Consider the following 14,944-nt stretch of genomic DNA (forward strand, 5'->3'; position numbering starts at 1 on the left):
AATGTCTGAAGGCACAGTAACGAGGCCAGCGCTTTGGAATAAGCGTCGACGAGGCAAAATACATTTAACCAAAAAGCACGAATCATCATTTGATTCTTAACCGCTGATCAGCAGATGACCACCCAACGCAGCCATGCCGATAAAAAACACGCGCTTGAACAGCACCGCACTGATGCGCTGGCGCAGGGCCTGGCCCAGCCACATCCCGAGCAGCGCTGGTACCAGCGCCAGCAACGAGGCGTTCAATTCGCCACCGCCCAGGCTGCCGCGCCAGAACAGTCCGGCCGCCAGTGCCAGAGTCGACACGGTGAACGACAGCCCCAACGCCTGGACCAGTTGATCGCGGTTCAAGCCCAACGCTTGCAGATACGGCACCGCCGGGATCACGAACACCCCGGTGGCCGAGGTGATGACCCCGGTCAGCACGCCGCATAACGGGCCCAGCCAGCGCTCGTTGGCCTGGCTGACCTTGAAGGTCGGCAGCAACAAACCGCTCAAGGCATACACCAGCAACGCCCCGCCCAACGCCCGCACCACCCAATGCCCGCCGTCCATGCCCAGCCACAACGAGCCCAGGCCGGTGCCGAGGAAAATCAGCAGCAGCATCGGCCACAGGCGTTTGATCAAGGCACTCAAATGGCCGCCAAACGCCAGTTGCCAGAGGTTGGTGACGGTGGACGGAATGATCAGCAGCACCGCAGCCTGCGCCGGCAGCATAGCCAGGCCGAGCATGCCCATGGCGACGGTGGGCAGGCCAAGACCGATCACGCCCTTGACTGTACCGGCCAGCAAGAAGGTACCGATCACCAGCAATGTCAGGGCCGGCCCGAGGTTTTGGTAGAACGCGAGAAAAGTATTCATGGGCTGATTTTGCGGGTTTGGCGTGGGTTTTGAAATTCGCCATATACTGAGATTGCCTCTTGTTTTGTTTGAGGCAGATGGCCTCTTCGCGAGCAAGCCCGCTCCCACATTTCGATCTGTGAACCCATTCAAAATGTGGGAGCGGGCTTGCTCGCGAAGAGGCCCTTCCAGACACTGAGACCCCCAGCCCATGCACTTTGACCTGATCGACCTGCGCCTGTACCTGCACATCCTCGACACCGGCAATATCACCGCCGGCGCCCGCCGCAGCCATTTGTCCCTGGCCGCGGCCAGTGCACGGATTCGGGCGATGGAAGCCTCGCTGGGCATCGAGTTCCTGGAACGTGGCCGCCGTGGCGTAACCCCGACAGCAGCGGGCAAAGCCCTGGCCCGTCACGCCCGCCTATTGCTGCAGCAAGCCGAGCACCTGCAGCAAGACCTCGCCGAATACGCCAACGGCGTCAAAGGCCAGGTGCGCCTGCTGTGCAACACCACTGCCCTGAGCGAATACCTGCCGGAACTGCTGGCGGATTTTCTGCGCGAGCACCCCAACCTCGACATCGACCTGCAGGAACTGCCGAGCCTGCGCATCATCCACGCCTTGCGCCAGGGCGCGGCGGACCTGGGGATTATTTCCGATGCCGTGGACACCCACGGCCTGCAAACCCTGCCCTTTCGCGACGACCCGCTGGTGCTGATCATGCCGCTGGATCACCCATTGGCCGGGCGCGCCGTGAGTTTTATCGACAGCTTGCAGCACGACTACGTGGGCCTGGCCGCCGACAGCGCGTTGGCGGTGTACCTGGAAGAACAGGCGCTGCACGCAGGCTTTCGCTTGCAGACGCGAATTCGCGCGGACGGTTTTGATGGGTTGATTCGCATGGTCGCCCGGGGCGCCGGGCTGGGGATTGTGCCCCTGGCCGCGCTGGAACGCTGGCCGTTGGAGCGGCGCTTCAAGGCCCAACCCCTGACCGAGGATTGGGCCTGTCGCACACTGCTGTTATGCGCGCGCGAGTTCGAACAATTGCCGGGTTATGCCAAGGCGTTATTCGACGCCTTGGCTGCGCCCTTGCGGAAAAACACGTAGTACACCAGCGACAGAATCAGCAGGAACGGCACCCCGAACACCAGCGTCATCTTGAACGCGTCGGTGAAGAACGTGGTGATCATCACCGCGCCCATCAGCACCAGGCCCAGCAGCGTGCTGTAGGGAAACAGCGCCAGCTGGAACGACAGCTTTGCCCCGCCGTGACGCTTGCGGTAGCGGCGGAAAAACAGGTGCGTGAGGAAGATCATGAACCAGGTGAAGATCGCGCCAAACATCGAGATCGCCATCATCAAGGTGAACGAGCTTTCCGGGTACACCACGTTCAGCAACGTCGCCAGGGCGATGCCCGAGCTGGACAGCAGCAAGGCGTTCAACGGGATGCCGCTCTTGCTCAAGGCACCCATGGACTTGGGCGCAAAGCCGGCGCGGGACAGGCTGAACATCATGCGGGTGGTGATGTAGAGCTGGCTGTTCATCGCCGACAAGGCGGCGATCAGGATCACAAAGTTCATCACCCCAGTGGCGCCAGGAATGCCGATGGTCTGCATCACCGTGACGAACGGGCTCTGGGCATGCCCGGCCTGGTTCCACGGCACGATGGCGAGCATCAGCGCCAGGGTCAGCAGGTAGAACACCACCAGCCGCACGATGGTCGCGCGGAAGGCTTTTTTTACCGCCTGCTCCGGGTCGGCGGCTTCACCGGCGGCCACCGCGATCATCTCCACGCTCAGGTAGCTGAAGATCGAGACGATCACCGCGATCCACATGCCGCTCAACCCATTCGGGAAAAAGCCGCCGTGAGCGGTGTAATTCTGCACGCCGTAATCCGGGTTGCCGGAGCCGAACACCACATACACCGCGAGGATGATGAAGCCGACAATGGCGCTGATCTTGATCGTGGAGAACCAGTATTCGAAGTTGCCGAAGGTCTTGACGCTGATGGCGTTAAGCACAATCAACACGCTGGAAAACGAGACGATCCACACCCACTCCGGCACGTTGGCAAACCAGTACTTCATGTACATCGCCACCGCCGTGACCTCGGCGCCCACCGCCAGCACAATCGCCGCCCAGTACGCATAGCGCACCAGGAAACCGGCCAGCGGGCTGACGTAAAACTCGGCATACGCGCCGAACGAGCCCGAGGTGGAATGCGCGACAGTCATCTCCGCCAGGCAGCCCATCAACAGCAGGGTGATCAGCGCGCCGATGGCATAGCTGACCAGCACGCTGGGCCCGGCATAGCCGATGGCGTAGGCGCTGCCCATGAACAGCCCGGTGCCGATGGCGCCACCGATGGCGATCATGCTCATCTGGCCGGAAGTGAGCTGGCGCCTGAGGCCCAACTCGCGATTGGTTATTTCGGCAAAGCCTTGGTTTGGCGTGGTCACGTGGCGTGCCCCTTTATTATTGTGATTGCACTGATTTCTGGTTAAAACACTTTCCACTGTGGGAGCGGGCTTGCTCGCGAAAGCGGTGTGCCAGTCATTACATCAGTGGCTGATAGACCGCCTTCGCGAGCAAGCCCGCTCCCACATTTTTGCTCTGCGTTTACTCAGGTAACGCTGTGGCGAACTTTGAATTGCGGCTGGTCCCAGGTGGCGTTGTCGAGAATCTCGCCGAGGATTTCCACTGCATCCCAGACCTCAGCAAAGCTGGTGTACAGCGGGGTAAACCCGAAACGCATGATGCGCGGCTCGCGATAATCACCAATCACGCCACGGGCGATCAGGGCCTGGATAACCGCATAACCTTGCGGGTGTTCGAAGCTGACGTGGCTGCCACGCCGGGCATGTTCACGCGGGGTGATCAGGGTTAATTCGTGGGCGGCGCAGCGGGACTCCACCCGCTCGATAAACAGGTCGGTCAACGCCAGGGATTTGCTGCGCAGGCTGGTCATGTCGGTCTGGGCAAAAATATCCAGGCCACATTCCACCATCGCCAACGAGGTAATCGGCTGGGTACCGCACAGGTAACGGGCGATGCCCTGGCTTGGCGCATAGCGCGATTCCATGGCGAACTGCCGGGTATGCCCGAACCAACCGGAGAGCGGCTGCGTGACCACATCCACCAGCGCCGGGTTGACCCATACAAACGCCTGGGAGCCCGGCCCACCGTTGAGGTATTTGTAGGTGCAGCCGATCGCGTAATCGACAGCGGCCTGATGCAGGTCGATCGGCACCGCGCCCGCCGAATGCGCCAGGTCCCAGATCGCCAGCGCGCCACACTCATGGCTCAACGCGGTCTGGGCCTGCATGTCGTACATGTAGCCGGTCTTGTAGTTGACGTGGGTGAGCATCACCACGGCGGTGTCCTGGTCGATGGCGTGGGGCAGTTCGTCCGGGCTGTTGACCAGGCGCAGGGAATAGCCCTGTTGCAGCAGTTCGGTAAGGCCTTCGGCGATGTACAGGTCGGTAGGGAAATTGCTCGCTTCGCTGACGATCACCTTGCGGCTTGGCGCCCGCTCGCGCTGCACGGTCAACGCGGCGCTGAGCACTTTGAACAGGTTGATGGACGTCGTATCGGTGATCACCACTTCACCGTCGCGGGCACCGATCAGCGGCGCCAGGCGATTGCCCAGGCGCTGGGACAGGTCGGCCCAGCCGGCGCTGTTCCAGCTGCGAATCAGGCCATTGCCCCACTCCTCGGCGATCACCGTTTGCGCCCGCGCCAGTGCCGCCACCGGGCGCGCACCCAGGGAGTTGCCGTCTAGGTAGATGACCCCGGCAGGCAAGGCGAATTGGTTGCGCAGTGGCGCCAGCGGATCCTGGGCGTCGAGGGTCAGGCAATGGGTGCGGGTGGTCATGGTCAGTCCTGTTCTTGTAGTAACGATGAGCCAAATAATGAACGAAGCTTTAGAGAATTTTCGTGCAAAGTGGTGGGCAACAGGCTAATTAAGCTGTAGGAAATTCGAATTTAACCCCCAAACACGCGGATTTATTCTAACCATGATTCTCGACGCCACCGACCTGCGCCTTCTGCATTTCCTGCAACAGGATGGCCGTATCAGTAACCAGGAACTGGCGGAGAAAGTCGCCCTGTCGCCGTCGGCCTGCCTGCGGCGTTTGCGCCTGCTGGAGAGCGAGGGAATCATCAGTGGTTATCGGGCGGTGTTGAACGCCGAGCAACTGGGGATTGAGCTGGAGGCCATCGTCCACCTGTCGTTGCGCCAGGATGTGGAGGATTGGCACGAGACGTTTATCAAGAAGGTGCAAGGGTGGCCGGAGGTGGCCAGTGCGTATGTGATTACGGGGGCGAGCAATTATGTGCTGCGGGTGCAGGCGCGCAACCTCAAGCACTTTTCGGATTTTATTGTGAACCACCTGAACCGTACGGCGGGGGTGATGGATATTCGGTCGGAGATTGTGTTGCAGAAGATCAAGGATCGGGATGATTTGCTCGACCTGGTTGTTCGCAAGTAGGCCAAACGATACAGATCCAATGTGGGAGCGGGCTTGCTCGCGAAGGCGGAGTGTCAGTCACCGGAAATATTGACTGATCCACCGCATTCGCGAGCAAGCCCGCTCCCACATTTTTTTACCGCGTTCAGTCTTCGAGTGCACGCACTCGCTGCATACGCTTCTGCTCTACCGGCGCCGCCGCCGACTGCAACTCAAAGTCAAAATCAATCTGGGCAAACGGCCCTTCCACTCCAAACTCCTTCGCCAGGTTCGCGTCCTCGCTGAAGCGAATTTCGGCGATCAACTCATCGCGCGTCGCATAGGCAAAATCATCATGCAGGTACGGATCATCCGACAGGTTGATCTGCGTGGTCAGGTGCCGATGCCCCGGCGCCGAGATGAAGAAGTGGATATGCGCCGGCCGCTGGCCATGGCGCCCCAACTGGTCCAGCAACTGCTGGGTCGGCCCGGTCGGCGGGCAGCCATACCCGGACGGTACGATGCTACGGAAACGATAGTTGCCCTGGGCATCGGTCTCGATCCGCCGACGCAGGTTGAACTCCGACTGCGTGCCGTCAAACCACGAATACGTGCCGCCGGTATTGGCCTGCCACACATCGACAATCGCCCCCGCCAACGGCTTGCCGTTGGTGTCGCGCACCTGGCCCTGCATGAACAGCGGCACACCCGGATCGAGGCCGTCATCCAGCCGCGCTTCGTATTTGGACAGCGGCGCACCGGCCACATACAACGGGCCTTCGATGGTGCGCGGGGTGCCGCCGGATTTGCCGGCTTCCTCGTCCGCCGCGTCCATCAGCATGTCCAGGTAATGCTCCAGGCCCAGGCCTGCGGCGAGCAACCCGGCTTCCTGGTTCTTGCCCAGTTCGTTGAGGTAGTTGACCGCCTTCCAGAACTCTTCCGGAGTCACTTCCAGGTCTTCGATGATGTTGACCGTGTCCCGCAGGATCCGGTAGATCAGCGCCTTGGTCCGTGGGTTGCCGCCGTCGTTAAGGTTGCCGCTGGCTTCTTCGAGAAACTGTTGGGCGTGAGCAGTCTGGGAAAGTCGGATGGACATGGTGCAATCCTCATCTTGTAATTATTAGGTGAAAAAACAGACTCAGCGATCATCCTCACGGATCGACGACGGATGCCGGCACAGGGCATTCACTTCGATGGCCATGTAAGGATAAAGCGGCAATTGCATCAACAGGTCATGCAGTTCCTGCACGCTGTCGACATCGAACACGCTGTAGTTGGCATACAGCCCGGCGATGCGCCACAGGTGGCGCCACTTGCCTTGCTCTTGCAGCCGCTGCGAGAAGGCTTTTTCTTCAGCCTTGAGGCCAGCAGCACGCTCGGGGTTCATGTCGACGGGCAGGTTCACGGTCATTTTTACGTGGAACAACATCGCAGGTGTCCTCTGGTTATTTGTCGCGACGGAAGAACGCCAGGCGCTCTTCATCGATGGCCAGGCCCAGGCCCGGAGCGGTGGAAACATGCAGGTGGAAATCGCGGTACACCAGCGGCTCGGCGAGGATGTCTTCGGTGAGCAGCAGCGGGCCGAACAGCTCGGTGTCCCACGCCAGTTTGTTCAAGGTGAGGAAGGCATGGGCCGAGGCCAGGGTGCCGATACCGCCTTCAAGCATGGTGCCGCCGTACAGGCCGATGCCCGCCGCTTCGGCAATTGCTGCGGTACGCAATACCGCGCGCGGGCCGCCGTTTTTTGCGATTTTCAGGGCGAACACCGAGGCCGCGCCTTCACGGGCCAGGTTGAAGGCGTCTTCCACACATTCGATGGATTCGTCAGCCATGATCGGCGCCGGGCTCGACAGGTTGAGCCGCACCATGCCGCCACGGTTGTTGCGGGAAATCGGCTGTTCGATCAGGTCGATACCGTTGTCGCCCAGCACCTTGCAGGCGCGCAGGGCCACGGCTTCGTCCCAGGCCTGGTTGACGTCGACGCGCACGCTGGCGCGCTCGCCCAGGGCTTTTTTGATCGCGATCACGTGGGCCAAATCCTGGCTGACTTCACCGGCGCCGATCTTCAATTTGAAGATGCGGTGGCGTCGCAGGTCGAGCATTTTTTCGGCTTCGGCGATGTCTTTTTCGGTGTTGCCGCTGGCCAGGGTCCAGGCCACCGGCAGGGCGTCCCGCACGCGGCCGCCGAGCAATTCGCTGACCGGCAGATTCAGGCGTTTGCCGAGTGCATCGAGCAAGGCGCTTTCGATACCCGACTTGGCAAAGGTGTTGCCCCGAATGCTGCGCTCCAGGCGCAACATGGCGGCGTTGATGTTGCTGGCGTCCTGGCCGAGCAGCAGCGGCGCGAAGTGCCGGTCGATGTTGATCTTGATGCTATCGGGGCTTTCATTGCCGTAGCTCAGGCCGCCGATGGTGGTGGATTCACCAATGCCTTCGATGCCGTCGGCGCAGCGCACGCGGATGATCACCAGGGTCTGGTTCTGCATCGTGTGCATCGCCAGCTTGTGCGGGCGGATGGTAGGAAGGTCGACGATGATGGTCTCGATCGACTCGATGGCGCAAATCGGCATGGCAATACCCGTTGGGTTCTTTATAGATTTGGCCTGATTCTGTTCCTGATCTCTGCTGGCATCCAATATAGAATGGGTCTCGAACAATACCCTTAAGGTATGAATGGAGTCCTTATGGAACTGCGCCATCTGCGTTACTTCCAGGTGCTGGGGGAAACCCTCAACTTCACCCGCGCCGCCGAACGCCTGCACATTGCCCAGCCGCCGTTGAGCCGGCAGATCCAGCAATTGGAAGACGAACTGGGCGTGGTCCTGCTGGAGCGCGGGCGGCCGTTGCGCCTGACCGAGGCCGGGCGGTTTTTCTATGAGCACGCCAATGTGCTGCTGGAGCAACTGGGCAAGGTGTGCGACAACACGCGACGCATCGGCCTTGGGCAGAAAACCTGGCTGGGCATCGGTTTTGCGCCGTCGACGCTGTATGGCGTGCTGCCGGAGTTGATTCGCCGGCTGCGCAGCCACGATGGCCTGGAGTTGGAGTTGGGCCTTTCCGAGATGACCACGTTGCAACAGGTCGAAGCGCTCAAGGCCGGGCGGATTGACGTAGGCTTCGGGCGGATTCGCATCGACGATCCGGCGATTGTGCAGCGGGTGTTGGTAGAGGATCGGCTGGTGGCGGTGCTGCCTGCCGGGCATCCATTGCTGGGCGCCCCGGCCACCCTGGCGCAACTGGCCGCCGAACCTTTCGTGCTGTACCCCGGCAACCCGCGCCCCAGCTACGCCGACCATGTGATCGCGCTGTTCGACGCCCACGGCTTGAGCCTGAAGGTGTCGCAGTGGACCAATGAATTGCAGACCGCCATCGGCCTGGTGGGCGCGGGCATGGGCGTGACGCTGGTGCCAGCCTCGGTGCAGGTGCTGCATCGCGCAGACATCGGCTACACGCCGGTGGTGGAAGCCACCGCCACCTCGCCGATCATTCTCAGCCGGCGGATCAATGACCAGTCGCCGGGGCTTAATCATTGCCTGCAATTGGTGGAAGAGTTGATCTAAAAGAACACCACACATCCAATGTGGGAGCGGGCTTGTGTGGGAGCGGGCTTGCTCGCGAATGCGGTGGGTCAGTCAATACATCTGGCAACTGACCCACCGCATTCGCGAGCGAGCCCGCTCCCACATTTGATCTCCATCGTTTTTGAGTAGTGTGTTCATCGTTCAAGCACCACGCATGCGCCGGGCGTCGTTGCGTTGCAGGGTCTGGCTGGGGGATTCGTCGAACAGCTTGCGGTACTCGGCCGAGAATCGTCCCAGATGGGTAAAACCCCAGCCCAGGGCGATTTCGGAGATGGTACGGGTTGAACCGTGTTCGAGGATTTCCTGGCGCACGGCGCCCAGGCGGTATTTCTTCAGGTAGGCCATGGGCGACAGGGCGAAGTATTTGCGGAAGGCGTCGAACAGCTTGAAGCGCGACACGCCCGCCGCCGCCTCCAAATCCTCCAGGTGCACCGCTTCGCGGGCGTTGTCGTGGATGTACTGCCGGGCACGGATCAGATAGTGCGGCAGCTTCACGCCCAGTACGTCGCGCAGTTCTTCGGAATAGTTGTTCGGCTGGGCCAGGATCAGGCCCTTGATCAGCGAGCTTTCCAGGTCCCGGGTAAATGCCGCCTGGTCATACAGTTCACTGCTGCGCTCAAGCTCGGCGATGAAATACCGCGCCATGCGCCACCACGACGCGGAGGCGCCATCCACTGCGTCCATCACCGATTCAAAGCGCAGCGGCGCCTCAATCGGCCGTTGCAGCAAGCCTTCCAGGGATTCGCTCATCGCCGCGCGGGTGATCACCACTTGCAGCTTGCGGCAGTCACCGGAGATCGCCAGCACCTGGTGTTCATTGGGCGAGATGATCACGCCCTGGTCGCGGTTGGAGCTGAGCCGTTCGCCGTTCTTGCTCAGTTCCTGCTCGCCCACCAGCGGCAGGCTCAGGCTGTAGCTGCTGAAGTGCTCGGCGTCTTCGATGTCGATGGTCACGTCAGTGCCGTATTCGATAATCCCCAGCGTGGTGGCGCGGGACTTGAACACATTGGCGCTGTGGTGAAAGCGGATGCGCTCCGGCGTAGCGGTTTGCAGCCGGTGCGGCCCGCAAATACCGGACATCCAGCTGCAGGCGCCTTCAAGGTCGAAGCGCTCGATACGTATGTCGCGTGTATTGCTACTCATCACGGGGCACCCACGGCAATTGTGGCCGGCGCGCTCTGACGGCGCGTCCTGGTAGAGCAACAGCAAGTTTTACGCCACGCCAGCAGGATTACCACTGGGTGGATAGCAACCGTCGACTAAGTGGATAAGACGCACACTTTTGCGACAATCAACTGGCTAGACAGTAGCGCATTCCACCACCGCCCTGCACCGCCGTGGGTATTTGGTGCCCAACTAAGTGGCCCACCTTCCCCCATTAACCGGATAGCCCGCCGCCCCGCCGCAGCCTCTTAATGGCCTACCCGTTTAGCCATTATCAAAAAGGTGCCTCCCATGAGTGGTGCAAGAAGCGTCGAACAGTGGAAAAGCTTTATCGAAGGCTGCCTGGACTTTCGTCCGGTGGATGAAGTATTCCGCATCGCCCGGGATATGTTCACCGAGCCTGAGCTGTTTGATCTGGAGATGGAGCTGATCTTCGAAAAGAACTGGATCTACGCCTGTCACGAAAGCGAATTGGCCAACAAGCATGACTTTGTGACGATGCGCGCCGGGCGCCAGCCGATGATCATCACCCGCGACGGCGAAGGCCAGCTCAACGCCCTGATCAACGCCTGCCAACATCGCGGCACCACCCTGACGCGGGTCGGCAAGGGCAACCAGTCCACCTTCACCTGCCCGTTCCACGCCTGGTGCTACAAGAGCGATGGCCGGCTGGTGAAGGTCAAGGCGCCCGGGGAATACCCGGAAGGCTTCGACAAGGCGACTCGCGGCCTGAAAAAGGCGCGGATCGAGAGCTACAAGGGCTTTGTGTTTATCAGCCTGGACGTGAACGGCACCAACAGCCTGGAAGACTTCCTCGGCGACGCCAAAGTGTTCTTCGACATGATGGTCGCCCAGTCGGCCACCGGTGAGCTGGAAGTGCTGCCGGGCAAGTCGGCCTACACCTACGACGGCAACTGGAAACTGCAAAACGAAAACGGCCTGGACGGTTATCACGTCAGCACCGTGCACTACAACTACGTGGCCACGGTGCAGCATCGCCAGCAGGTCAACACGGAAAACGGCACTGGCTCGGGCACGACACTGGACTACAGCAAGCTCGGCGCCGGCGACGCGAACACCGATGACGGCTGGTTTGCCTTCAACAATGGGCACAGCCTGTTGTTCAGCGACATGCCCAACCCGACCGTGCGTTCGGGCTACGCCACCATCATGCCGCGCCTGATCGAAGAACACGGCCAGCAAAAAGCCGAGTGGATGATGCACCGCCTGCGCAACCTGAACATCTACCCAAGCCTGTTCTTCCTCGACCAGATCAGCTCGCAACTGCGGATCATCCGCCCCATCGCGTGGAACAAGACCGAGATCATCAGCCAATGCCTGGGGGTGAAGGGCGAGTCTGACGCCGACCGTGAGAACCGCATTCGCCAGTTCGAGGATTTCTTCAACGTCTCGGGCATGGGTACGCCGGATGACCTGGTGGAGTTTCGCGAAGCCCAGCGCGGTTTCCAGGGCCGCCTGGAACGCTGGAGCGATATCTCCCGTGGCAGCCACCGCTGGGAAACCGGGCCGACGCCCAACAGCGAATCCATCGGCATTCAGCCTGCCATGACCGGCACCGAATTCACCCACGAAGGGCTGTACGTCAACCAGCACCGCAACTGGCAGAAATTCCTGCTGGACGGGCTCGATGCCCAAGCCTTGAAACTGCGGGAGGTGGAATGATGAATGCGCAATTGCAGTACCGGATCGAGCAGTTTTTTTACCGTAAGTCCGAGCTGTGCGATGCCCAGGATTGGGACGCCTATGTGCAGCTGTTCGACCCGCAGAGTGAGTTCCACCTGCCGCAATGGGACTCGGAACACGTCTACACCCGCGACCCCAAGCGTGAGATGTCGCTGATCTACTACGCCAACCGTTCGGGGCTGGAGGATCGGGTGTTTCGCTTGCGTACGGGCAAGGCAGCGTCGGCCACGCCGATGCCGAGGACGCTGCATTTGATCAATAACGTGCGGATTGCCGAGCAGGCAGACGGGCTGCTGGAAGTGAAGCTGAACTGGCACACGCTGTTCTATCGGCTGGCGATGTCGGAGCAGTTTTATGGCAGCGCCACTTACAGCCTCAAGCCCGATGGCGACAGTTGGTTGATCACCCGCAAGCATGCGCTGCTGCTCAACGACACCATCAACTCGGTGCTGGATTTTTATCACCTGTGAGCTGATGCATTACACCTGTGGGCTGATGCATTACACCTGTGGCGAGGGAGCTTGCTCCCGCTGGAGTGCGTAGCGCTCCCAGTTTTTTTGGGGCTGCTGCGCAGCCCAGCGGGAGCAAGCTCCCTCGCCACAAGTAAATCGCAGGCATAGAAAATTAAACTCGCGGAGTTCTGCGAATGAATCACAAAGTGGCCTTCAGTTTTGCCGACGGCAAGACCCTGTTTTTCCCGGTGGGCGCCAATGAGATCCTGCTGGACGCGGCATTGCGCAACGGCATCAAGATCCCGCTCGATTGCCGCGAAGGCGTGTGCGGCACCTGCCAGGGCCGTTGCGAGTCCGGTGACTACAGCCAGGATTACGTGGACGAGGAAGCCCTCTCCAGCCTCGACCTGCAACAACGCAAAATGCTCAGCTGCCAGACCCGGGTCAAATCCGATGCAGCCTTTTATTTCGATTTTGACTCCAGCCTGTGCAACGCACCGGGGCCGGTACACATCCGCAGCACGGTGAGCGATGTGCAGCAGGTTTCGGCCAGCACGGCGATCCTGCACCTGCAGCTTGAAAACCCATTGGACTTCCTGCCCGGCCAATACGCCCGGCTGTCAATTCCCTGCACCGACAGTTGGCGCTCCTACTCCTTCGCCAATCGCCCGGGCAATCAGTTGCAGTTCCTGATCCGCCTGCTGCCCGATGGCGTGATGAGCAACTACATCCGCGAACGCTGCCAGGTCGGCGATGAGCTACTGCTGGAAGCGCCACTGGGTGCGTTCTACCTCAGGCATGTCACCCAACCGCTGGTATTGGTAGCCGGCGGCACTGGCTTATCGGCACTGCTGGGCATGCTCGATGAACTGGCAGCCGGCGGTTGTCAACAGCCGGTGCACCTGTATTACGGCGTACGCGGTGCGGCAGATTTATGCGAGGCCGCCCGCATCCAGGCCTACGCCGATAAAATCCAGGGTTTTCGCTACACCGAAGTCCTCAGCGACCCGCCGCCCGACTGGCCCGGCAAACGCGGCTACCTCACCGAACATTTCGACCTGGCACAATTGCGGGATCAATCGGCGGATATGTACGTGTGCGGGCCGCCACCGATGGTCGAATCCATCAAGCAATGGCTGCAGGATCAGTCACTTGATGGTGTTCAGCTGTATTACGAAAAGTTTACCGAGAGTAATATCTGACCCCTCAGCGGTATGAGGGGCTGGTTCGGTGTGCGATCAACCCTGAAAAAAACAAGTAGAAGGGAATGTTAATGGCGGATGACATGGTTAACCCGGTAGGCCTCAAACGTGGCCTGAAGAACCGGCATATTCAGCTGATCGCCTTAGGCGGGGCGATCGGGACCGGGCTGTTCCTCGGCTCGGCAGGCGTGCTCAAGTCGGCGGGGCCGTCGATGATCCTGGGCTATGCGGTAGCCGGTTTTATCGCGTTCCTGATCATGCGCCAGCTGGGCGAGATGATCGTGGAGGAACCAGTTGCCGGCTCCTTCAGCCACTTTGCCCACAAATACTGGGGCGGTTACGCAGGCTTCCTTGCCGGCTGGAACTACTGGGTACTCTACGTACTGGTGGGCATGGCCGAGCTGACAGCGGTAGGCAAGTACATCCAGTTCTGGTGGCCGGAGATTCCGACCTGGGTCAGTGCGGTGGTGTTCTTTGTGCTGGTCAACCTGATCAACACCTTGAACGTGAAGTTCTTCGGTGAGACCGAGTTCTGGTTCGCGATCATCAAGGTGGTGGCGATTGTCGGCATGATCGTGCTCGGCTGCTACCTGCTGTTCAGCGGCACCGGCGGCCCGCAAGCCTCGGTGAGCAACCTGTGGAGCCACGGCGGGTTCTTCCCCAATGGCGGCATGGGGCTGTTGATGTCCATGGCGTTCATCATGTTCTCGTTCGGCGGCCTGGAGCTGGTGGGTATTACCGCCGCCGAAGCCAGCGAGCCACGCAAGGTGATCCCGAAGGCGATCAACCAGGTGGTGTACCGGATCCTGATTTTCTACGTCGGCGCACTCACCGTGCTGCTGTCGTTGTACCCATGGGACCAACTGCTGCAAACCCTCGGCGCGTCGGGCGATGCCTACAGCGGCAGCCCGTTTGTGCAGATCTTTTCCTTGATCGGTAACGACACCGCCGCGCACATCCTCAACTTCGTGGTACTGACCGCAGCGCTGTCGGTGTACAACAGCGGCGTGTACTGCAACAGCCGCATGCTGTTCGGCCTGGCCGAGCAAGGCGATGCGCCCAAAGCGCTGATGAAGTTGAACAAGCAAGGCGTGCCGTTGCGTGCCCTGGGCATTTCGGCCCTGGTGACACTGCTCTGCGTGGTGATCAACTACGTCGCACCGCACGATGCACTGGAGCTGTTGTTCGCGCTGGTGGTTGCCTCGCTGATGATCAACTGGGCGCTGATCAGCCTCACCCACATCAAGTTCCGCAAGGCCATGGGCGAGCAAGGCGTGGTGCCGTCGTTCAAGACCTTCTGGTTCCCGTTCAGCAACTACCTGTGCCTGGCGTTCATGCTGATGATCATCTGCGTGATGCTGGCGATTCCGGGTGTGCGGGCGTCGGTGTATGCGATTCCGGTTTGGGTCGGGGTTATCTACGTGGCGTACCGGTTGCGCTTGAATAACGCGAAGGCAGTAACAGCGCAATAACCCATGTGGGAGCGAGCAAGCCCGCTCCCACATTTTGATCGTATTCCAAATGAAAAGCCCCGGTACTGATGAGTACCGGG

At 60.6% G+C, this 14,944-nt stretch carries 14 protein-coding genes; 7 read left to right on the forward strand and 7 right to left on the reverse strand.

Features of this window, described 5'->3' with window-relative positions; translation table 11 throughout:
• Positions 1-96 precede the first annotated feature (96 nt).
• Positions 97-861, reverse strand: coding sequence for a sulfite exporter TauE/SafE family protein (locus CEC48_RS09945; protein WP_088423578.1), 765 nt, complete (start codon positions 859-861; stop codon positions 97-99).
• A 190-nt stretch (positions 862-1,051) separates the two neighbouring features.
• Here CEC48_RS09945 and CEC48_RS09950 point away from each other — a divergent pair, with 190 nt between their 5' ends.
• Positions 1,052-1,948 (forward strand): LysR substrate-binding domain-containing protein, encoded by an 897-nt coding sequence (locus CEC48_RS09950; protein ID WP_088423579.1) that lies wholly within the window; start codon positions 1,052-1,054, stop codon positions 1,946-1,948.
• On the opposite strand, the gene CEC48_RS09955 is transcribed toward CEC48_RS09950, so the two are convergent.
• Both CEC48_RS09955 and kynU read right to left on the reverse strand, forming a co-directional pair.
• Entirely contained in the window at positions 1,894-3,300 is a 1,407-nt protein-coding gene (locus CEC48_RS09955) for an amino acid permease (protein ID WP_088423580.1), read from the reverse strand. The genes CEC48_RS09950 and CEC48_RS09955 overlap by 55 nt on opposite strands.
• Positions 3,301-3,464: 164 nt before the next feature.
• Positions 3,465-4,715 (reverse strand): kynureninase, encoded by a 1,251-nt coding sequence (kynU, locus tag CEC48_RS09960; protein ID WP_088423581.1) that lies wholly within the window; start codon positions 4,713-4,715, stop codon positions 3,465-3,467.
• A gap of 142 nt (positions 4,716-4,857) precedes the next feature.
• Between kynU and CEC48_RS09965 the strand changes: the two genes are divergently transcribed.
• Positions 4,858-5,331, forward strand: a complete 474-nt coding sequence (locus CEC48_RS09965; RefSeq protein WP_003212305.1) for an Lrp/AsnC family transcriptional regulator — start codon at positions 4,858-4,860, stop codon at positions 5,329-5,331.
• Positions 5,332-5,455: 124 nt separating this feature from the next.
• Here CEC48_RS09965 and catA read toward each other — a convergent pair whose 3' ends face one another.
• The 3 genes from catA to CEC48_RS09980 are packed head-to-tail and all read right to left on the reverse strand — an operon-like array spanning position 5,456 to position 7,859.
• Positions 5,456-6,385: a catechol 1,2-dioxygenase gene (catA, locus tag CEC48_RS09970; protein ID WP_088423582.1), complete on the reverse strand. Its 930-nt coding sequence runs from the start codon at positions 6,383-6,385 to the stop codon at positions 5,456-5,458.
• 42 nt (positions 6,386-6,427) lie between these two features.
• Complete coding sequence (gene catC / locus CEC48_RS09975) at positions 6,428-6,718, reverse strand: muconolactone Delta-isomerase (RefSeq protein WP_003212310.1); 291 nt, start codon at positions 6,716-6,718, stop codon at positions 6,428-6,430.
• Positions 6,719-6,734: 16 nt separating this feature from the next.
• Positions 6,735-7,859, reverse strand: a complete 1,125-nt coding sequence (locus CEC48_RS09980) for a muconate cycloisomerase family protein (RefSeq protein ID WP_088423583.1) — start codon at positions 7,857-7,859, stop codon at positions 6,735-6,737.
• Positions 7,860-7,973: 114 nt separating this feature from the next.
• On the opposite strand from CEC48_RS09980, the gene CEC48_RS09985 reads away from it, so the two are divergent.
• Complete coding sequence (locus CEC48_RS09985; RefSeq protein WP_088423584.1) at positions 7,974-8,849, forward strand: LysR family transcriptional regulator; 876 nt, start codon at positions 7,974-7,976, stop codon at positions 8,847-8,849.
• Positions 8,850-9,011: 162 nt separating this feature from the next.
• Here the strand turns inward: CEC48_RS09985 and CEC48_RS09990 are convergent, their stop codons facing one another.
• Positions 9,012-10,013, reverse strand: coding sequence for a helix-turn-helix domain-containing protein (locus tag CEC48_RS09990; RefSeq protein WP_088423585.1), 1,002 nt, complete (start codon positions 10,011-10,013; stop codon positions 9,012-9,014).
• A gap of 312 nt (positions 10,014-10,325) precedes the next feature.
• Between CEC48_RS09990 and antA the strand changes: the two genes are divergently transcribed.
• The 4 genes from antA to CEC48_RS10010 all read left to right on the forward strand — a co-directional run bounded on the left by antA (position 10,326) and on the right by CEC48_RS10010 (position 14,864).
• The gene (gene antA, locus CEC48_RS09995) at positions 10,326-11,717 is read left to right on the forward strand and encodes an anthranilate 1,2-dioxygenase large subunit (protein WP_088423586.1); all 1,392 of its coding nucleotides are present in this window, start codon (positions 10,326-10,328) and stop codon (positions 11,715-11,717) included.
• Positions 11,717-12,208 carry an anthranilate 1,2-dioxygenase small subunit gene (gene antB / locus CEC48_RS10000; protein WP_010174188.1) on the forward strand — a complete coding sequence of 164 codons (492 nt, stop codon included), beginning with the start codon at positions 11,717-11,719 and terminating at the stop codon, positions 12,206-12,208. Before antA ends, antB begins: the two co-directional genes overlap by 1 nt.
• Before the next feature lie 176 nt (positions 12,209-12,384).
• A complete protein-coding gene (antC, locus tag CEC48_RS10005) occupies positions 12,385-13,392 on the forward strand; it encodes an anthranilate 1,2-dioxygenase electron transfer component AntC (RefSeq protein WP_088423587.1) in 1,008 nt (335 codons plus the stop codon).
• 71 nt (positions 13,393-13,463) lie between these two features.
• On the forward strand, positions 13,464-14,864 hold the full coding sequence (locus tag CEC48_RS10010; protein WP_088423588.1) for an amino acid permease: 1,401 nt from the start codon (positions 13,464-13,466) through the stop codon (positions 14,862-14,864).
• Positions 14,865-14,944 lie beyond the last annotated feature (80 nt).

It is taken from the genome of Pseudomonas sp. K2I15 (genome assembly GCF_002204795.1).
Taxonomy (GTDB): Bacteria; Pseudomonadota; Gammaproteobacteria; order Pseudomonadales; family Pseudomonadaceae; genus Aquipseudomonas.